A 19,535-nucleotide genomic window follows, 5' to 3' on the forward strand; every position below is an offset into this window, starting at 1 on the left:
GGCTGGTCGGGCGGTAGAGGCGGAAGTCGAGATTTCGGCTGTGGATAGCCGTGCCCGGCGTGGGGCCGGATTGGTTCCCGCAGCGGTTTCACTGCGCTGACCTGGTCAGACACCGTCTCGGGAACCGGACAGAGCTGATGTTCTGTCCTGTGTGCCGACCGCTATTGCCCTTTTCCGGCTTACTTGGTCTGCCCCCACAGGAGGGTGTTCATACCCGGGAGGAATGGGAAGCGGGCAAGACCAGCGTCGGACATGTGTCGGTCAGTGCAGACCGCCGAGATGCGGGCGGCCCGCGAGTACCTCGTTGCCGCGATCGGCAACGTCGACATCCTGCTCGGCGTCCTCCTCCCGAACGTGTCCCCAGCCGCCAACTGGCCTTCGGGGAGGATCGGTGCGGATTTTGGCGGTAGGGATGCGAGGAGGGGCCTTTCAGCAGCTCAGAGCATCCCGTGTTGCCCGTCATACCCTGCGGAATCCGATCGATGGTGGGTCTGGTTTCCGGAGCACCGCAGGTAGTGAGCTCTACCGCTAATTTCCGTACCGATCCTCCCCGAAGGCCTGGAGGCGCCCATGCCGAACAGGACGTCGCGGCCGGACAGGTCGCCGAGGATCTGGCAGGCTTCTTCGACGTTGCGGGCGAACCGGTCGAATTTGGTGACGGTGAACACGCTGCCGGGCCAGACGGCTGCGAGGGCCTGGTCGAGTCCGTTGCGGTTTCGGCGGGTGGTGCCGGAGAAGCCGTGGTCGATGTAGATCCGGTCGGCGTGGACGCCGAGCGTGGGCTTCCCCTCGTAACGTAGAGACATCGCCTTAAGGGGGAAACGGCGATGCCAGAGACACGACGGAAGTTCGATCAGGACTTCAAGGACGGTGCGGTGCGGATCGTCGAGGAGACGGGCAGGCCGATCGTGCGGGTGGCCCGGGAGTTGGGTGTCAATGCGGGCACTCTGGCCAACTGGGTGAACATGGCCCGGCAGCGGCACCGGGCCGGTGACGATGGCCTGGGTGAGGACGAGCGTGCCGAGCTGATCCGGCTGCGCCGGGAGGTCGCTGAGCTGGTGATGGAGCGTGATGTGCTCAAACGCTCGGTGGCCCTCTGGGTCAAGGACGCGATGGGCCGGTGAGCCTGGCCGCTTTCATCGCCGCTCAGAGGGCCGAGCACGGTGTTTCGCACGCGGTCGCGTGCCGGGCGCTGGGGGTGTCGCAGGCCTGGTTCTACAAGTGGCGCGCGCGGGGGTTGTCGGCGCGTGCGGGGCGCCGGCAACGATTGGACGCCGCGGTCGCGGCGATCTTCCGCCAGAGGGACGGCAGGGACGGCTCCCCGCGCATCACCGTGCGGCTGCGCCAGGCCGGATGGCGGGTGAGTGAGAACACCGTGGCCGCCTCGATGCGACGGCAGGCCTTGGCGGCCCGCCCGAAGCGGCGGCGTAGGAACACCACCCGGCCGGGCAGGGGACGCCGGCACGCGCCTGACCGGCTGGGGCGGAACTTCACCGCGATGGCGCCGGACATGCACTGGTGCGCGGACGGCACCGAGATTCCCACCGGTGAGGGCAAGCTGTATCTGGCTGCGGTCTCGGACCTGTTTTCTCGCCGGATACTGGGTTATGCGATGAGCACCCATCATGACGCGGCGCTGGCTGTCGCGTCGCTGCAGATGGCCGTGGCCGGCCGTGGTGGCGTGGTCGGCGGCGTCGTCTTGCACTCCGATCAGGGCAGTGAGTACACCGCCGGGCACTTCCGGGCGGCGTGTGAGCGGATGGGCGTGGTGCAGTCGATGGGCCGGGTCGGCTCCGCGCTGGACAATGCCGCCGCCGAATCGCTGTTTTCCAGCCTGGAATTTGAGCTGTTTCGCATCCTGGGCCCGTTCGACACTCGTGAGCAGGCCCGCCGCATGGTCGCGGTCTGGGTCGATGACTTCAACACGATGCGGCTGCACTCGGCCAACGGGATGTGCTGCCCGGTGGAGTACGAGCAACAGCGGGCCGCTACGCGGACCAAGAGGGAGGCGGCATGAGCCGCCACGACTTTCCAGCGAGCACCGCATCTGGCTGGGGGGCGTCGCGCAGCGTCCGGGGCCGCCTATTCCGGCCTCAAGGGTCGCCGGCGCGATCGCTGCGCGACGGCCTTCGGCCGCCCTTGACCCCGGAGACCTCTGCGGCCCTGGGGGGCAGGAGCGCGGGCAGGCCGGGGCCTGCCCCGGCGAGGGCGCGCGGCGCACTGGCAAGATCCTAAAAACGCAAGATCACCACAGGGGATTGCCAACTGTCGAGTTTTCCATAATGGCGTGAAACTGATCGCCCCATCACCGCTTCCCCGCGACAAAACCGCCGGTTGCCGCACAATTCCGCGAGCTGGTCACGACTGCCAACTTGGGTTCTAAAAAAGGCGGCGACATCGGTGTCACGTGGTCGAGGGTTCGGCTGCGTGACGCCAACGGAGCAGGTGGTGCCGGGGCTTATCGCTGGGCGTCTTGGAGAACTCCTTAACGAAGTAGATCGGCGGGGGTAGACGTGCGCGGCGAGATGGGTATCGAACAGATCCGATTTGCTTCTTCCTTCAGCGTCGAGCGCGGCTGCAGGTCTCGCACTCCACCGGAGGTCTGCCTCTGCCCGAATAAGTCAAGGGCTGTCGGCAGACGCGGCAGAGGCGTTCGGCGCCCTGGGCAGGTGAGGCGTCACTGCGGCCGGGAGTGAAGACCGGCAGGGAATGGACATGCAGCCGACCGGCGGGAAGCTCTTGCCGGGCGAGGTCGATCAGATGGGGATGATGGGTGAACACGATCATCTGGAAGCGGTCGGCCATCTCGTTCAAAATCGCCAGGGCCGCGCGGGTGCGGTGGTCGTCGAAGGTGATGAAGATGTCGTCGACGGTGAAGGGGAGTGTGCGGTCCTCTTCGGCGTAGCGCTCCAGGGAGGCCAGACGCAGGGCGAGGTAGAGCTGATCGGTGGTGCCTTCGCTGAGCTGGTTGACGCTCAGCAGTTCTGATGCTCGGCGGGCCAGCACCAGGGGAGCGTCGTGTTCGTGGTCGAGTTCCAGGCCGGAGAACCGCCCCAAGGTCAGGCGGGTGAATAGGTCGCTTGCCCGCAGCAGGATCGGATCCTGCTGCGCTTGTAGGTAGTCCTCCATGCATCGCGCGACGATGGGGCGGGCGACCTGCAGGCGCAGGTATTCCTCGCTCTCCTCTATCAAGGCCGCCACAGAGATCTCCGCTTCGGCCGCTGCCTGGGCGGCCGCGGGCGATCCGTCAAGCTGTGCCAGCTCGGTTTTCTTGCTGCCGGTGAGCTCGGCTTGGTTGGTTCGTTGCCTGTCGAGGTCGGTGATGCGGTCGGTGAGTTCGGCCAGCTGGGCTTCGAGCCGGCTGCCGTCGGCGTTGGCGGCCTCGCTGATGAGGGCATCGAGCTTGTCGCCTCTGGCGGGGATCGCCTGGATCACCTCTTCGAGGCTGGCGCTGAGAAGGGTATGGCGTTGCCGTCGCCGCACGGCCTCGGCAAGGGCGCTTGGGTCGTCCACCTTCGATGCTCGTGCCAGGGCAGCCAGCTCGGCCGCCAGTCGCTGGCTGGTTTGATGGAAACCCGCGACAGCGCTGAGAAGTTCGTCGTGCGTGCTGCGCAGGATGGCGTGTTGTTCGAAACGCGAGCGGTTGGCCTTGGCCTCGTCGTAGAGGGCGGCGACGAGCTGATCACGCTCGGGGGGGTTGTCGGGGAAGCGGCGGCCACACGCGGCGGCGGTCGTCTGCAGCAGGGTGTGGAAACGCTCGATCACAGCGGTGGCATGTTGCGACTCCTGTTCGCTGGTGAGAGCCTCAGTCATCAAGGCCGCGACCCTGTGGAGCCGTTCCAGGTCGGCCAGTGCGTCAGCGGTGTCGTGGTCGGCGGGCAGATCGACGCGGGTAAGCCAGGTGTCCCATGCGGCCTGCCAGTCGGCCAGGTCATGCTCCTGCTCGGCGATCTGAGTCTCGACGGCGGCGAGTTCGGCCTGCGCCGAGGCCAGACGTTCCTGCATCGTGTTGCGCTCCCCGGCGGCCTTTTCCTGCAGGCTCAGCCGGGCTGCGGCGATCTCGCGGAGCTCGGGCAGTTCGACCAGGGCGTTGTGCGTGCCCAGCAAGGTCGAGCCGTGCGGTTCACGCAGCCCTTCCCGTAGCCGCTCGATGTGCTGGTGAGCCTGCCCAGTGAAGGAGGCGAGCCTAGCTTGCACCGTGCTCAGTTCGCTGAGGGCTTCTCGGAGTCTTCTGACGTCGTCGAGGGTGATCAGGGCCGCGGCAGGCAGGGGGAGGGGACCGGGGAAGTCCTGCCACAGGCCGATCCATTCGGTTTCCAGTTTCTCGGCGTGCCGCTGAAGATCGGCTCGCTCTTCGTCCAATTCGCTCAGCTCTCGCTCATCGCTACCGATCTGGAGTTCCATTCGGTAGCGCTCGGCGATCCGGTGGGCGTCTTTGCGCATCTGGTCGGCAAGCCGGTCGGCGTGCACGATCGCCTGCTCGAAGTCCGCGAAACGGTCCAATTGACCGGCGTTGATCTCCTGCCAGAGGGCGTCGCGCAGGGATCGAACACCGAGGAGGTCGTCCTCGCTGGGCGGTGGATCGTTGTTCAGTAGGGTCGCCAGGTTCAGCCGGTTGGCCGCCAGCTGCTTGGTGACGCTTTTGGTGCGTTTGGTCAGATCGCCGCGTTCATGCTTGAGGTCGCTCAGGGCAGCGATGTGTGCCTCGACCTGGGCGCGGGAGGGTACGGTGACGGCTGTCACCTCTTGTACGGTCAGCGGTTGCAGCCGCAGGTCATGCAGGATGTGCTCGGCGCTGCTTCGGATGCGTTGTGCGTCTTCGTCGATGCCGGCTATCTGGCCGAGCAGGTCGTGGGGGATGGCGTCGAGGATGGCCCGAAGCGGCCCGATGTCTTCGGCCACGGGAAGTTCGCTGAGCAGTTTGTCGGCGTCTTCGAGAGCGCGGCGTCGCTGCTCAAGCGCTTTGCGGCTCTGTTTCAGTGCGGCGTCTGCCTTGGTGCGTTCTTCCTGGAGTTCCGCGGCGCGGCTGCGCAGAGAAGCAGGCACGGTGTAGCGGGTGGTCTCGGTGAGCTGGGCGCCGGGGTAGACCTGCTGGAGCAAGGCTTGGGCTTCGGTACGTAGTTTGGTCGCCATACCGGCGAATTTGGCCAGCCGTTGGACGGCTTCCGCCGCAGCTTTACGATCTTGGAAGAGGTTTTCGATCGCGTCTTCGGCGCCGAGAAGGTCGTCGTCGACGATCAGCTCATCCAGCAAGACCGAGGCGCGCTCCGCGCTCGGGATGCGCACCATCATCGATGACTCCACCTTCCATGATCACCTGAAGCTGATGAGCCGATTCGTCCGGCTGGCCGGCTACGACGGCCTCCTGGTCTGCCTGGACGAGATGGTCAACCTCTACAAATTGGGCTCCACCCAGGCACGCAACGCCAACTACGAGCAGATCCTGCGCATCCTCAACGACACCCTCCAAGGCAGCGCCGCCCACCTCGGCTTCGTCTTCGGTGGCACCCCGGAATTCCTCGCCGACAACCGCCGCGGCCTCTACAGCTATGCCGCCCTGCAGTCACGGCTGGCCGAGAACACCTTCGCCTCCGGCGGCCTGGTCGACCGACCCCGCGGAATCCTGCTGATCACCCCAGAATCCCTGGAGGCACTGTTCGTCCTGCGCGGCTGGAAGATGGGCGACCTCACCGCCGCGCTGCGCTACATCGTCATCGACGAGCTGCACTCCTTCATCGGAACCGAGCGCGGCGCTCAACTGCAGTCGCTCATGCACCGACTGGACCTGGCCGCGCGCCGCCACGTTCCTCGCATCGGCCTGTCGGCGACCCTCGGGGACATGAGCCAAGCCGCCGACTTCCTGCGCCCGGGAGCGGGGGAGCGGGTCACCTCGATTGGCCTCCCCGACGCCGCAGACCTGGCGAGCCTGATCCCCGACAAGAGGATCGACAAGTACGACGACGTCATCGGCGAGAGCCTGCTGACCCGCTCTTATGCCGCCCGCAAACTCGACGTCCCCGGCACCGAACAGGCGATCACCACCCTCGCCGACCAGGCCGCTCCCGTACAGGCCGCGCAGACCAAACCTCCTGTCGTCGCAGCCGCGGCGTCGCGTCGGTACCGGCTGGGATCCCTTCCCTACGCCGTCGTCGACGTCGAGACCACCTCAACCGACGCCCACAAGGCCCGCATCGTCGAGATCGCGATCATCCGCCTGCACCCTGACAGCAGTGACGACCGCCTCTACTCCACGATCGTGGACTCCGGAACGGGCCCCGGTCCCACGCACATCCACGGTCTTACCATCGGGGATCTGGTAGGAGCCCCGCGTTTCGCGGAGATCGTCGGCGACATCGCGGCCATGCTCGACGGCGCGGTGATCGTCGCCCACAACGCCCGCCACGACACCGAAGTACTCAGCGCCGAGTTCGCCCGCCTCGGAGCCGCACCTGACGACCTGCTGTCCCTGTGCACCCTGGCCCTGTCACGCCGCTTCGGCCCTCCACTGACCTCCCACCGACTCACCGACTGCGCCGCTGCCGAGGGAATCGACTCCGGCCTGGCACACAGCGCCGAAAGCGACGCACGTACCTGCGCCCACTTGCTGCGCCTGTACCTCGAGCGCGCGAAAGCTCAGGACCTGCGCTGGTTCCATCAGATCGGCACCGTCGGTAATCTTCCCATTACGCCATGGGTCTCATCGCCACCTACCGGCCGCAGTCACCGCCGTCCGATGCTGGATATCACGCCCGCGCCCCATTGGTGAGATCACCGACCGGGGGAGTGGTCCACCATCGGATCCAGAGTGACGTGCCGGTCGCGAGGATCTTCAGTAGCGCTGACCTGCCCATATTCATCCGTCAAAGCGAATATTTTGCCCTGACGGCCCAGGGGAGAGGTCACCTGGGCACTGATTTCGTGGACGCCAGCCACTGTCATTGAACGGCCAACGAAAGACACCCGACAGAGCAGTTCAAATCAGACAAATCGCTCGACCGGGCAGATCGCTCAAGATGACCATGCAAGATGACCATGATCGCAGAGCAGGTTGGCCGAGACGTGCGACCCGATCACATCCACGAAGTAGCTTTTACCGAACAGGCCGCCCGTGACAGGACAGTCCTGCGTGGCACGCACCAGCGGGACCTCTCTACCTCTTGATCATTTTGGACGATACGACAGCTTGTGGATCTTGTTCGACGAAACGATCAAGCATGGCGATCATGCATAGAAGGAGTCTCCGGGCGCCATGACGCCCCCGGAAGGAATCACACCGTTCTCCGTCTTCTCGTAACGGGAAGCATCCGGCGGACAAACCTGCACGACATACCAAACGGGCCCTACCAGCACAAAATACCTTTAACCATACAGAAGCTTGATTCTGTATGGTATAAAACATGACTGTTTCAATGTCTGCCCAACCGGCGGCGGCCGGCTCCCGCCGCAGGATCAGGTTCTGATCCTGCGGCCGTTCCGGCGCCTGACGCGGTCCGGATCACCTCCTGCCGCTGAGCGCTCTCGAGCCGAGTGATCTCCACACTCAAGGCGAGAAACATTGTCCGTAATGTTCCTTATCGGCCTTGTCGATCGACCTGCTGCGGCGACAAGAACCGCTGGTGAAGTTGCTCGATGAACGCCCTGCGGACGGCGAGGTGACCGCCCTCCACGCCCCGTCCCCTTCCATGGCGGCGGTCTACAGCAGCGGCGGGAGGATGAGCAGGTCGTCGCTTCCGTGCTCGAGTCGTGAGGTGACGTCGATGACGCCTTCGAGCCGGTGGATCGCCTGGATGAGCCGGACGGCCTGTGAGCGGTGTTCGACCTTGCCTTCGAGTGTCACCACGCCGTTCTCGACGCCGATCGTCACGTCGGTTCCGGTCAGGTCGCGGGCGACGGCTTCGGCCTCGGCCCGTAGTTCGGCCTCGGGGCGGTCGAAGACGCGCAGCAGGTCCGACCGGTGCAGGATGCCGGCGATGCGGCCGGTCACCGGGTCGATCACCGGGAGTTGTTCGATCTTCTTGTCGTGCATGAGCCGCGCCGCGTCCCGGGCGGGCATGCCCGGGGTGACGGTGATGGCGGGTGAGGTCATCAGGTTCTTCGCCATGACCGCTGCGGCCTTCTCGTGTTCGCGGCGGCGGGCGGCGCTCTCGAAGATCGAGGTGCTGTGGCGCGTCGTGTCGCTCTCCTTGAGCAGCAGGTCGTCCTGGGACACCACCCCGATCGGACGGCGGTCCAGGTCGATGACCGTCACCGCGCCCACGGCGTAGCGCCGCATCACGTCCACGATGTCGGCGAAGCCCGCGTCCTGTCGCACGGCGATGGCGGTGCGCCCCATCACGTCACTCACTTTGATCGGCATCTTCTTCCTCCGTTCCCGTGATTGCTTTGGGTGTTCCTATGAGCGGACGACCGCCACGGCGCAGTGCGCGTGGTGCAGGACGCCCCGGCTGACCGAGCCCAGCAGCAGCGAGCTGAGGGCGCCGCGACCATGGGAGCCGACGACGATCAGGTCGCTGCCGGTGGAGGCCTTGGTGAGCGCTTCGACAGGGTGCGCGCACCGGATGTCCTCGATGAGGCTCACCTCGGGGTATTTCTGCTGCCAGGTGGCGAGCCTGTCGGCCACGACGGCGTACTGGGCGATGCGGATCTCGTCCATGTCGTAGGTGATCTCGGGGGCGTAGGCGTGCACGGGCAGCTGCCAGGCGTAGATCGCGCGCAGTGTGCAGCCGCGCAGCTTCGCCTGTTCGAAGGCGTAGGCGAGGGCGGGGTCGCAGGCGTCGGAGCCGTCGACGCCGACCGTGATCTCGCCATGTGCCGGTGCCTGAGCGGGGCGGACCACGACGACCGGGCAGTGCGTGTGCCCGGCGACGTGCATGCTGACGGAACCGATGACGGCTCCGGCGAAGCCACCGAGGCCTCGGTGGCCGATGACGATCTCCGTGGCCTGCTGTCCCTGGTCACGCAGGACCACTGGGGGCAGGCCCTCGACCGGAGCGGTGCTCACCTCGATGGCGGGTTGCCGGGTGCGCGCCGTCGCCTCGGCCTCGTCCAGTATCTTGCGGGCGTCCCTGGTCATCAGGTCCTCTCCGTTGGGGGCGACGAACCTGGAGAGGTCGTTCGGCCAGCGGTGCACGGCGGTGACGATGCGCAGCGGCAGGCCCGTACGAGCGGCGTCGTCGGCGGCCCATTCGACGGCGGCGGTCGCGCCGGTGGAGCCGTCGGTTCCGGCGATGATCAGAGCAGACATGATTGTTCTCCCTTCCTTTCCCATCAGACCTCGCCGGAAGGCCGGGCCCCAGGGCCACAGGTCCTGATCCCGCCGCGGGAGGACAGGGTCTTTCGCCCTTCGCCGTGATCATGTCCTGCGGGGGTGGGGCGATCACCGGCCCGAGAGCCATGGCGTGCTCTTCGGTGCTGCGCAGATCGCCTGTCCTGGCCTACGGTGGCGATCATGAGTCTGCGTTCCTCTGGTGAGGGCTTGCCCGTCCCGACTCCAGAAGTCGAGCGGAAGGAGACGTTCGATCTCGCCGGTTATGTTCAGCGGGTCAAGGGCGGCCCTTGCTTCGTCTGCGCCATTGTGGCGGGCGCCCCCGGTTATGACTTCGAACAGATCATCTTCGAGGACGAGCAGCACGTCGCCTTCCTGGACCGCTACCCCACGATGCCCGGCAAGGTCCTGGTGGCTCCCAAAGCCCATGTCGAGCATGTGGTCCGTGACCTCAAGGAGGAGGCGTATCTCCAGTTGATGCGGACGGTTCGCCGGGTCGCTCTGGTTGTCGAGGCGGTTGTTCCCTCTGAGCGCACCTATCTGCTTTCGCTGGGCAGTCAGCAGGGCAACACCCATCTTCACTGGCATATCGCCCCGCTGCCGCCCGGGACTCCTTATGCGAAGCAGCAGCATCATGCCCTGATGACCGAGAACGGTGTGATCTCCTGGTCCGCGCAGCAGGCCTTTGATCTCGCCGAGCGTCTCCGTGCGGCCTTGGCCGAGGCGGGCGCGGGCGGGTGACCTTCACCAGGTGCCGGTGTACTCCCCTGCGGGTGCAAGCGTCTGCGTGGATGGCGGTCTATGGCTGGTGCGGGTTTCCGGAGTCCCCGAAGGCGAACGCCCGTGCTGGACCTTGGCCGGAGGCTCGCGCGGTCGTGCCTCGGCTTCGCTTCCGGCGCACGGTGTCACCATCATGCTGGTTTGTGCGGTTTTTCCCCCTTTTTTTGCCTGGAGGAGATGGTGGTTCGCACCTGACATCAAAGGTATGCACTCTATAGAGTGAACGTATGCATATTAAGGATAAGCGGACCAGCTTCTCTCACACCAAGGAGCAGGCGGCCCAGCTCAAGGAGGCCGCCGACGAGTACGGCGTCACCGTATCGGCCTATATCGGGGAAGCCGTCACCGAGAAACTCCAGCGTGACCGCCGCATGACTGCCTGGCGGCAACTCGTCGGCCACGACCTCGATGACTCCCCCGGCGACGTCCTCGCCCGTGTCCGCGCCATGTTCGACCGGATCGAGGAGAGCCACCGTCCGTGAGGTTCTTCGACACCGGTCTCGTTCTGGACCACTCGGCCCTCAACGACTGGCTGAGCAAGGACATCGAGATCGAAGTGATCATCGGCGAGGCCGTCCGTCGCGGGTACCCGATCGTCGTGTCCGCCGTAGCGGCCGCCGAGGCCTCCCGTCAGGCGCTCACCGTTCCAGCTCGCGAGCGTCTGCACGGCCTTCTCTACTTGATCGCCCAGCATGTCGACGGGCTCGACGCCGACGGTGCCCTCATCATCGGCGGCCTGGCGGCCGAGCGCGAGGTCGTCTCCCTGGCCGCCGCCCACACCGCCCACTCGGCCTCCACGCGGGTCGCCGAGATCGGCAATGTCACCGACTGGCGCATCATCGCCCGTGACGCGGAGCCCTATCGGCGGTTGTGCCCGCGCATCCCGGTCAGCTGGCCGTAGCGGGCGAGGGAAGGTGGTGAGAGGCTCCGCTCCCCCGATCTCCGCTCCGGGCTCTCGGCGAAAGGCCACGTGGGCGCCGCCGTGCTCGGTCTGCTGTGAGGGGCGGCCGGGGTGCGGGCGTTCGTTTACCGTGGGGATGGACATGATCGGTGATCTGGCGGGCAGGGCGGGCGCGGCGGTGTTCTTCCGCGTCGCCGTTTCGTGGCCTCGTCCTTACCGGTGCCGGTGCGAGGCGAGTGGCCGTTTCAGGGCGGCCTGGGCGCGAAAGGGGTGTTGTCGGGGTCATGCGGCCGGCTGATCTGAACCGTCTCAGTGTGGGTGAGTCCGCCGACCGTTATGTGGAGCTGGTGCGGGCCAGGACTCTGACCGGTGCGTTGTCGATGTCGACGGCGGAGGTGTACGCGCGTGATGTGACCACTTTTGTGCAGTTGGTTGGCGAGGAGGTGGTTTTGGATGATCTGACGGGTGAGGAGGTGGACGCCGTTCTGCTGGCCTTCGCGCGCAAGCCGGACGGGCGGCGGCGCTCGCAGCCGGAGGCGGCCTCGGGGGCGTTGCAGTCGGCCTCCTCGCAGGCGCGGTTTCGGCGGTCGGTGTCGGCGCTGTTCAAGCACGCGGTGCTGGTCGGGTGGGTGCAGGTCAATCCGATGGCGACGGCGACGGTCACGGCCAGGGAGCGCGGGGGGCTGCGGCCGGAGCGGCGGGCGCTGACCCGTGAGCAGGCGCAGGGGCTCATCGGTGCGGCGCGTGACCTGGGCGGCGGGCCGCAGGGTGTGGCGGCGAAGGAGACGGCCGGCTCGGGGCGCAGGCGTCGTCGTGACCAGAACACCGAGCTGCGCGACGGGCTGATCGTGCTGATGCTGTCGACGATGGGGCCGCGGGTGTCGGAGCTGGTGCGGGCCAATGTGGAGGACTTCTACACCAACGACGGGGTGCGTTACTGGCGGATCTTCGGTAAGGGCGGCCGGACGCGGGACGTGCCGCTGCCCGGTGATGTGGCGCTGGCGCTGGAGGCCTATCTGGCACGGGGGCGGATCGCCTCCCCCGACAAGGCGTTGCTGCTGTCGTGGCGGGGCCGGCGTCTGGCGCGCGGGGACGTGCAGGCGGTGATCGACCGGGTGCAGCGGGGGGTGGATCCCGATCGGCGTCGTTCGGTGACGCCGCACGGGTTACGGCACACCACGGCCACTCATCTGCTGGCCGACGCGGTGGACATGGACGCGGTGCGGCGGGTTCTGGGACACAGTGATCTGGCGACGCTGGGGCGTTACCGCGATGAGCTGCCCGGGGAGCTGGAGGTGGCGATGCGTTCGCATCCGTTGCTGCGCGGCCCGGCCGGCCGCGGCGCGAGTGCGTCGGGATCGGTCTCCGCCGAGGGGGTGGGGAGGTCCGGGCCCGCGGCGCCGGCGTAGCCGGTCGGGCGGGGTCAGGCGGCGCGTTCGCCGGCGCACATCTCGGCCAGGACGTCCAGGGAGACATTGAGGACGGCGGCGAGTGCGGCGATGGTGAAGAAGGCCGGGGTGGGGATGCGGCCTGTCTCGATCTTGCGGAGGGTTTCGGCGGACAGGCCCGCGGCGGCGGCGACTTCGGTCATGCTGCGGGTGCCGCGTGCCTGGCGCAGGAGCGTGCCCAGGCGGTGGCCTCGTTCGCGGTCAAGTTCGGTCAGCGGGGATCGCACCATGCGCATGATCCTAGCAAGCGTGATAATAATACCGCTACAAGTGTTGGGGCGATCAGGGATGTGACGCATGGTGGAGATCAAGACCGTGGCCGAGCTGGACGCGATGCGCGAGGCCGGCCGGGTGGTGGCGCTGGCGCTGGAGGCGGTGCGCGAGCACGCGCGGGTGGGTGTCGGCCTGCTGGAGCTGGACGAGGTGGCCGCGGCCGTCATCTCCGGTGCGGGCGCCAAGTCGGCGTTCCTGGGCTACAAGCCCGGTTTCGCGCCGACTCCGTTTCCCGCGGTGATCTGCGCCTCGGTCAACAACGTGATCGTGCACGGCATCCCCGACGGCTATCGGCTGCGCCCCGGTGACCTGCTGAGCGTCGACTGCGGCGTCTATCTGGACGGGTGGGCCGGGGATGCGGCGATCAGCTTCACCGTCGGTCCGCCCCGTCCCGGTGACCTGGAGTTGATCGCGGTGACCGGTGCCGCGTTGGGGGCCGCGATCGCCGCGTGCGTGCCGGGCGGGCGCCTGGGGGACATCGGCCACGCGGTGCACGCGGCGGGGCGGGCGGCCGGGTACGGCATCCCCGAGGACTTCGGCGGTCACGGCATCGGCCGGGCCATGCACGAGGACCCGCACGTGCCCAACCGGGGACGTGCCGGACGGGGCCTGGTGCTGCGGCCCGGCCTGGTGCTCGCGATCGAGCCGATGTTCGTCGCCGGGGGCGGCGACGGCTACCTGACCGCCCCCGACGGCTGGGCGCTGTCCAGCGTCGACGGCAGCCGGGCCGCGCACGTGGAGCACACGGTGGCCGTCACCACCGACGGGCCGCGCGTGCTGACCCTGCCCTGAGGGCGCGGGCGTACGGCGTCGCTGTCTGATCGATGTCGGTTTGCCCCTGCCCTGCCCTGCCCGGTGCGGTGCGGTGCGGTGCGGGCGACGCTAGCGGGCGGGTACGGCGGAGAACTCCCCGAGGCCGTCTTCCAGGTCTTCGCGCTGGTCGAACTGGGTGCGATACAGCTGCGCGTAGCGGCCGCCGGCGGCCAGCAGCTCGGTGTGCGTGCCGCGCTCGGCGACGCGCCCGTCCTCGATGACCAGGATCAGGTCCGCGGCGCGGACCGTCGACAGCCGGTGGGCGATGACCAGCGCGGTCCGTCCGGCCAGTGCCTCGGCCAGGGCTTCTTGCACCGCGACCTCGGAGGTGGAGTCCAGGTGCGCGGTGGCCTCGTCCAGCACCACCAGCTGCGGCCGGGCCAGCAGCAGCCTGGCGATGGTCAGCCGCTGGCGCTCCCCGCCGGACAGGCGGTAGCCGCGTTCGCCGACCACGGTGTCCAGGCCCTCGGGCAGCGCCGCGACCAGTTCGGCCAGCCGGGCGCGCCGCAGTACCTCCCACAGTTCCCCGGGCTCGGCGTCCGGCCGGGCCAGCAGCAGGTTGGCCCGGATCGAGTCGTGAAACAGGTGCCCGTCCTGGGTCACCATGCCCAGTGTCCGGCGGATCGAGGCCGCCGACAGCTCGCGTACGTCCACTCCCGACAGCCGTACCGCGCCGCTGTCGACGTCGTACAGGCGGGCCAGCAGCTGCGCGATCGTCGACTTGCCGGCTCCGGAGGAGCCCACCAGCGCGACCAGCTGCCCGGCCTCGGCGCGGAAGGACACCGCGTGCAGCACCTCCTCGCCGCCGCGCGCGTCCAGGGCGGCGACCTCCTCCAGGGAGGCCAGCGACACCTTCTCGGCCGAGGGGTAGGCGAAGGTGACCTGGTCGAACTCCACGCTCACCGGTCCGTCGGGCACCGCCTTGGCGTTCGGCCTGTCGGTGATGAGGGGGCGCAGGTCGAGGATCTCAAAGACCCGCTCGAAGCTGACCAGGGCGCTCATCACCTCCACCCGGGCGCCGGCCAGTGCCGTCAGCGGCGCGTACAGGCGGGTCAGCAGCAGTGCCAGCGCCACCACCGCGCCCGGCTCCAGTTGCCGGTTCAGCGCGTAGAAGCCACCCAGGCCGTACACCAGGGCCAATGCCAGCGCCGAGACCAGGGTGAGGGCGGTGACGAACACCGAGCGCACCATCGCGGTGCGTACCCCGATGTCGCGTACCCGTCGTGCCCGTGCCAGGAACTCGGCCGACTCCCTGTCGGGGCGGCCGAACAGTTTGACCAAGGTGGCGCCGGGCGCGGAGAAGCGCTCGGTCATCTGCGTGCTCATCGCCGCGTTGTGGTCGGCGGCCTCGCGTTCCAGCTGGGCCAGCCGGGCGCCGACGCGCCGGGCCGGCAGCACGAACACCGGCAGCAGCACCAGTGCCAGCGCGGTCAGCCGCCAGGAGATGCCGATCATCACCGCCAGGGTCAGGGTGAGGGTGACCAGGTTGCCCACGACCCCCGACAGGGTGTCACTGAAGGCGCGCTGGGCGCCGATGACGTCGCTGTTGAGCCGGCTGACCAGTGCGCCGGTGCGGGTGCGGGTGAAGAAGGCGACCGGCATGCGCTGGACGTGGTCGAAGACGGCGCCGCGTAGCCGCAGGATCAGTCCCTCGCCGATGTTCGCCGACATCCATCTGGTCACCAGGCCCAGCGCCGCCTCGGCCAGCGCGATCACCGCGATCAGCCCGGCGAGCCCTGCCACGGCGCCCGTCGCGGCGCCGCTGACGATCGCGTCGATCACCTGCCCGGCCAGCACCGGGGTGGCCACCGTCAGCACCGCCGAGACGACGCTCAGCGGCAGGAACCAGGCCAGCAGGGTGCGGTGCGGGCGGGCGAAGGCGGCGATGCGCCGCAGCGTGGCGGCCGAGAACGGCCGCCGGTCGCGCTGGGCGTTCATCGCGCCGTACAGCGAATGCCAGGCGGCCATTTCCATGCTCATCACACATCACCGTGCTTTCCGGGTTCCTGGTCTCCCGCGCTCTTGGGGTGAGAACAGCGGCGCGGTCACGGCACGACCCTAAAAGCTGAACTTAAGTTGAGGTCAAGAGGCGTTGTCTTCCGGGCTCTTTCGGCGCCCCTGTGCTTCCCCGGCGCTCCCCCGGCGCGCCGACCGGCCCTGCACCCCCCTAGGCTGAAGAGCATTGTCCGATCCGCACGGATATCCCAGTTTTGATTCCCCTCTTGGGAGAGGTGTACTTCGTCGTGCCGACTCTGCCGCTCACCCTGCGTCTGTTCCGTTACGTGGCCTTCGCCGAGGCGTGTTCGTGGACGGGACTGCTCATCGGCATGTACTTCAAGCACGTGGCCGCCACCGGCGACCTCGGGGTGAAGATCTTCGGGCCGGTGCACGGCGCCCTGTTCGCGCTCTACCTGGTCGCGCTGCTGCTCGCCGCCCGCCAGGCCCGCTGGAGCCTGGGCACACTCGTCACCGGCCTGGTGTGCGCGGTGCCGCCGCTGGCCACGCTGTGGTTCGAGCGGCGGATGTTCTCCCGCCGCGAACCGGCCACCGTCTGATCTGCGCTGCCTGATCTGCGCTGCCTGGCCTACAGGTCCAAGATGGCGCGGGTGGCCGCCCGGCAGCGCCGCGGATCGGCCAGCAGGTCGACGCAGTCGCCGAACTGGTCGACCGACCCCACCGGAGGCAGCGCCCGCACCCGGGCGTCGGTGATGGCGCCGCCGAGGGCGTCGGCGAACCGGCCGGCGTCGATGACCTGGAAGGGCCGCCGATGGTAGGACCGCAGGCTCCCCTCCAGCGCCGGACCCACCCCCATCCGGTTGTACAGGGCCGCCACCCGCCGGTAGACCATCCCCAGGTGCTCCTCGCGCTCCCGCCACCCGCCGGCCGCCACCGCCGCCGACAGCGCCTCCGCGAGCTCGGCCGTACCCGACAGTCGCGCAAAGGCACTGCCCAGCCATTTGGCGTACGGCGGGTAGCGGCGGCGCAGCAGCAGCACCAGGCGCATCAGATCGCGGGCCAGGCCGGCGGTGACCAACGCCGAGCCCAGATCGTCGCCGACCTCCCCGCACCGCCCGGGGAAGGCCTCCTGCTGAGCCAGGCGCCGCCACTGCCCGGCCAGCACGTAGCGTTCCAGATCCGGCGGGTACCAGCGCAGCACGGCACGGGCGCGTTCCAGGACATCCAGGCCGTCGTGGAAGACCTCCCCGCAGGTGACCTCCGCCAGCCTCTGCCAGGGGGTCGACAGCCAGTCCAGCATGCTCACCCCCCGCAGCGGGTCGAAACCGAGCCGCCCGGTGAACCAGGACGCCGCGTCACCGACGTGCACACCGTGCACACCGGGCCCACCGGCACCGGTCACGGCGGTGGGGTAGCCGCGAAAAACCTCCGGCAGGCCGCCGTCGACGGCGCGCCGGACCTGCTCGATCCGGTGCTCCTCGACGAAGAGGACCACCCGAGGACCCCAGTCATGGTCGGTGGAGCGTTCGGTGTCGAACGCCAGCACCTCAGAACCGGCGCCGACCAGCGCGGCACTGTGCGGCACCTCGGCCACGATCGGCCGCACGACCTGGGTGTAGAAAGTACGAGAAAGCTCCAGACCAGGTATGAAACCAGACATCATTTCGTCCACTCTGCCTGCCACGACCTCGCCCCGCACCAGGTTTTCCGGCCCCCGCCCGAGGGCCGGGCTCAGGCACCGCCCAAAGCCGCGGCGGCCAGCGGGCGAAGGCGCAGGCCCAGCCGCCCGTACAGGGCGAGAGCGGTGTGGTTGGCGGTGTCGACCATCAGCGCGGCACGGCCGCGCGAGGTAAGCAGGTCACCCAGCGCCAAGCGGCACACCGCCTCGCCGTACCCCGCGCCGCGGCGGCACGCGGCGGTGGCGACCCCGGCGACGAAACCCACCTGCGGGCAGGACCAGGCGTCGGCGGCCACCGCGACCAGGACACCGTCCTGGTCGCGCACACCCGCCCAGCGGCGTACGCCGGCCACCCCGGGCGCCGCCCACGAGGAGGGCGCCGCGGCCGCGAGCAGGGCGCTCACCTCCCCCTCCTCCTCCGGGCCCAGCCACCGCGCCCGCCCCGGCCCCGCGTTGAGGACGGGGCTGAGCCGGCGGGTGTCCATCCACTCGAAGGTGCCCAGCAGACGCAGCCCCGGTGAGTGGGCGACCACCTGCTCCACCAGTGCCCGGCTGCCCACCACCCGGTAGGAGGGGCCAAGGTGCCCCAGCGCCCACTGCGCCAGCGCGGCCACCTGATCAGGCTCGCCGCACACCGTCAGGCGGTCGCGGCGGTTGAGATCGGGACAGGCCACCGCGACCGCCTCCCCCAGCGCCCAGGCCCGCACGCCCCGCACCATCCCCTGGGCACCCCACAGCACGAGCGGGTCGCCGGCGCAGGCCGCGGCCACCTCGGCCACCTCGCGCAGCACCCTCGGCACCCCCGGCGCGCTGCTCAGAGGATCGCCTCAGGACGGTAGGCGGCCGCCTGCGGATAGCGGGCCACGACCTCCTGCACCCGGGCCACGACCGCCGCCACCTGGGAGGTGGCCGCACCGGTGAAGGAGATCGGCTCGCCCAGCAGGCCCTCCAGCGCCGCCCCATCCAGTGGGAAACGCTCGTCGGCCGCCAGGCGGGCGAGCAGCTCGTTGCCGCCGGCGCCCTCGCGCATGGCCAGCGCCGAGGCCACCGCGTGCTCCTTGATCAGCTCATGGGCGCTCTCGCGGCCCAGCCCCGCCCGCACCGCGGCCATCAACATCTTCGTGGTGGACAGGAACGGCAGGTAACGCTCCAGCTCGGCGGCGATCACCGCGGGGAAGGCGCCGAACTCCCCCAGCACCGTCAACATGGTCTCCACCAGCCCGTCGAACGCGAAGAACGCGTCCGGCAGCGCCACCCGGCGCACCACCGAACACGACACATCACCCTCGTTCCACTGGTCGCCCGCCAGTTCCCCGGCCATCGACGCATACCCGCGCAGGATCACCGTCAGCCCGTTGACCCGCTCACACGAGCGGGTGTTCATCTTGTGCGGCATAGCCGAGGAACCGACCTGCCCCTGGGCGAACCCCTCGGTGACCAGCTCGTGCCCGGCCATCAGCCGGATCGTCTTGGCCAGCGAGGAGGGCGCCGCGGCCAGCTGCACCAGCGCGGTGAGCACCTCGTAGTCCAGCGAGCGCGGATACACCTGCCCCACACTGGTCAGCCGGTGGGCGAACCCCAGGTGCGCGGCCACCTCGTCCTCCAGCGCGACCGCCTTGGCCGCGTCCCCGCCCAGCAGGTCCAGCATGTCCTGGGCGGTGCCGACCGGTCCCTTGACGCCGCGCAGCGGGTAACGGCCGATCAGCTCCTCCAGCCGGGCGAACGCCACCAGCAGTTCGTCGGCGGCCGAGGCGAAACGCTTGCCCAGCGTCGTGGACTGCGCGGCCACGTTGTGCGAGCGCCCGGTCATCACCAGCTGTGAGTGCTCGGCCGCCAGCCCCGCCAGCCCCGCCAGCAGCGCCACGCACCGGTCCCGCACCAGCACCAGGCTGTCGCGGATCTGCAACTGCTCGACGTTCTCGGTCAAATCCCGCGACGTCATGCCCTTGTGCACCTGCTCGTGCCCGGCCAGCGCGTTGAACTCCTCGATGCGGGCCTTGACGTCATGGCGGGTGACGCGCTCGCGGGCGGCGATCGACTCCAGGTCGACGTGCTCGACGACCTTCTCGTAGTCGGCCACCGCCTCGGGCGGGACATCCACCCCCAGCCGGGCCTGCGCGGCCAGCACGGCCAGCCACAGGCGCCGCTCGGCCACCACCTTGTACTCGGCAGACCACAGGCGGGCCAGTTGCGGTGAGGCGTAGCGGGTGGCAAGGACATTGGGGATACGCGGCTTGGCAGTCACGTTGCGTCAGTATATTCCGCCCGCCCCGCCCACCCCGCCCAGGGGTTCGCAGCCGGACGGGCCGGGAACGCGAAAAAGCCGGTCGTCGCGCGGTGCGCACCCCCGCGCGCCACCCCACCCGCCGGTGGGGCGCGGCCGGGCTTGGGCCCCCTCAGATACTGGGGGGGGGGGGGGGG

18 protein-coding genes are annotated in these 19,535 nt (G+C 68.8%); 9 read left to right on the forward strand and 9 right to left on the reverse strand.

Annotated elements, in window-relative coordinates; genetic code table 11:
• Positions 1-437: 437 nt before the first annotated feature.
• On the reverse strand, positions 438-806 hold the full coding sequence (locus AB0K21_RS22350) for a recombinase family protein (RefSeq protein WP_343966273.1): 369 nt from the start codon (positions 804-806) through the stop codon (positions 438-440).
• Positions 807-827: 21 nt separating this feature from the next.
• Between AB0K21_RS22350 and AB0K21_RS22355 the strand changes: the two genes are divergently transcribed.
• Both AB0K21_RS22355 and AB0K21_RS22360 read left to right on the forward strand, forming a co-directional pair.
• The gene (locus tag AB0K21_RS22355; RefSeq protein WP_364152734.1) at positions 828-1,124 is read left to right on the forward strand and encodes a transposase; all 297 of its coding nucleotides are present in this window, start codon (positions 828-830) and stop codon (positions 1,122-1,124) included.
• Positions 1,121-2,017, forward strand: coding sequence for an IS3 family transposase (locus AB0K21_RS22360; RefSeq protein ID WP_364152737.1), 897 nt, complete (start codon positions 1,121-1,123; stop codon positions 2,015-2,017). The genes AB0K21_RS22355 and AB0K21_RS22360 overlap by 4 nt, the downstream gene beginning before the upstream one ends.
• A 542-nt stretch (positions 2,018-2,559) precedes the next feature.
• Here the strand turns inward: AB0K21_RS22360 and AB0K21_RS22365 are convergent.
• Complete coding sequence (locus AB0K21_RS22365; protein WP_364152740.1) at positions 2,560-5,292, reverse strand: hypothetical protein; 2,733 nt, start codon at positions 5,290-5,292, stop codon at positions 2,560-2,562.
• Between AB0K21_RS22365 and AB0K21_RS22370 the strand changes: the two genes are divergently transcribed.
• Positions 5,279-6,766, forward strand: a complete 1,488-nt coding sequence (locus AB0K21_RS22370) for a BREX system ATP-binding domain-containing protein (RefSeq protein ID WP_364152743.1) — start codon at positions 5,279-5,281, stop codon at positions 6,764-6,766. The genes AB0K21_RS22365 and AB0K21_RS22370 overlap by 14 nt on opposite strands.
• Positions 6,767-7,693: 927 nt before the next feature.
• Here AB0K21_RS22370 and AB0K21_RS22375 read toward each other — a convergent pair.
• Positions 7,694-8,356: a CBS domain-containing protein gene (locus AB0K21_RS22375; protein WP_343966261.1), complete on the reverse strand. Its 663-nt coding sequence runs from the start codon at positions 8,354-8,356 to the stop codon at positions 7,694-7,696.
• 36 nt (positions 8,357-8,392) lie between these two features.
• Positions 8,393-9,244: a universal stress protein gene (locus AB0K21_RS22380; RefSeq protein WP_343966259.1), complete on the reverse strand. Its 852-nt coding sequence runs from the start codon at positions 9,242-9,244 to the stop codon at positions 8,393-8,395.
• A gap of 204 nt (positions 9,245-9,448) precedes the next feature.
• Between AB0K21_RS22380 and AB0K21_RS22385 the strand changes: the two genes are divergently transcribed.
• The 4 genes from AB0K21_RS22385 (at position 9,449) to AB0K21_RS22400 (ending at position 12,355) form a co-directional block, all read left to right on the forward strand.
• Positions 9,449-10,006, forward strand: a complete 558-nt coding sequence (locus AB0K21_RS22385; RefSeq protein WP_364152748.1) for an HIT family protein — start codon at positions 9,449-9,451, stop codon at positions 10,004-10,006.
• A 266-nt stretch (positions 10,007-10,272) separates the two neighbouring features.
• Positions 10,273-10,527, forward strand: coding sequence for a hypothetical protein (locus AB0K21_RS22390; RefSeq protein WP_364152751.1), 255 nt, complete (start codon positions 10,273-10,275; stop codon positions 10,525-10,527).
• Positions 10,524-10,946 (forward strand): hypothetical protein, encoded by a 423-nt coding sequence (locus AB0K21_RS22395; RefSeq protein WP_364152753.1) that lies wholly within the window; start codon positions 10,524-10,526, stop codon positions 10,944-10,946. The genes AB0K21_RS22390 and AB0K21_RS22395 overlap by 4 nt, the downstream gene beginning before the upstream one ends.
• 314 nt (positions 10,947-11,260) lie before the next feature.
• The gene (locus AB0K21_RS22400) at positions 11,261-12,355 is read left to right on the forward strand and encodes a tyrosine-type recombinase/integrase (RefSeq protein ID WP_364152755.1); all 1,095 of its coding nucleotides are present in this window, start codon (positions 11,261-11,263) and stop codon (positions 12,353-12,355) included.
• 14 nt (positions 12,356-12,369) lie between these two features.
• On the opposite strand, the gene AB0K21_RS22405 is transcribed toward AB0K21_RS22400, so the two are convergent.
• Positions 12,370-12,624, reverse strand: coding sequence for a helix-turn-helix transcriptional regulator (locus AB0K21_RS22405; RefSeq protein ID WP_343966250.1), 255 nt, complete (start codon positions 12,622-12,624; stop codon positions 12,370-12,372).
• Between the two features lie 67 nt (positions 12,625-12,691).
• Between AB0K21_RS22405 and map the strand changes: the two genes are divergently transcribed.
• Positions 12,692-13,459: a type I methionyl aminopeptidase gene (map, locus tag AB0K21_RS22410; protein WP_343966247.1), complete on the forward strand. Its 768-nt coding sequence runs from the start codon at positions 12,692-12,694 to the stop codon at positions 13,457-13,459.
• A gap of 90 nt (positions 13,460-13,549) precedes the next feature.
• Here map and AB0K21_RS22415 read toward each other — a convergent pair whose 3' ends face one another.
• The gene (locus tag AB0K21_RS22415) at positions 13,550-15,460 is read right to left on the reverse strand and encodes an ABC transporter ATP-binding protein (RefSeq protein ID WP_343966245.1); all 1,911 of its coding nucleotides are present in this window, start codon (positions 15,458-15,460) and stop codon (positions 13,550-13,552) included.
• A gap of 263 nt (positions 15,461-15,723) precedes the next feature.
• Between AB0K21_RS22415 and AB0K21_RS22420 the strand changes: the two genes are divergently transcribed.
• On the forward strand, positions 15,724-16,035 hold the full coding sequence (locus AB0K21_RS22420; RefSeq protein WP_343966243.1) for a DUF3817 domain-containing protein: 312 nt from the start codon (positions 15,724-15,726) through the stop codon (positions 16,033-16,035).
• Between the two features lie 29 nt (positions 16,036-16,064).
• Here the strand turns inward: AB0K21_RS22420 and AB0K21_RS22425 are convergent, their stop codons facing one another.
• The 3 genes from AB0K21_RS22425 to purB all read right to left on the reverse strand — a co-directional run bounded on the left by AB0K21_RS22425 (position 16,065) and on the right by purB (position 19,359).
• Positions 16,065-17,099, reverse strand: a complete 1,035-nt coding sequence (locus AB0K21_RS22425; protein ID WP_364152758.1) for a DUF4037 domain-containing protein — start codon at positions 17,097-17,099, stop codon at positions 16,065-16,067.
• A 68-nt stretch (positions 17,100-17,167) separates the two neighbouring features.
• A complete protein-coding gene (locus AB0K21_RS22430; protein WP_364152761.1) occupies positions 17,168-17,905 on the reverse strand; it encodes a hypothetical protein in 738 nt (245 codons plus the stop codon).
• Between the two features lie 23 nt (positions 17,906-17,928).
• Positions 17,929-19,359, reverse strand: coding sequence for an adenylosuccinate lyase (purB, locus tag AB0K21_RS22435; RefSeq protein ID WP_364152764.1), 1,431 nt, complete (start codon positions 19,357-19,359; stop codon positions 17,929-17,931).
• Positions 19,360-19,535: the final 176 nt, after the last annotated feature.

This window comes from Streptosporangium sp. NPDC049248, from assembly GCF_040678965.1.
GTDB lineage: Bacteria > Actinomycetota > Actinomycetes > Streptosporangiales > Streptosporangiaceae > Streptosporangium > Streptosporangium fukuiense.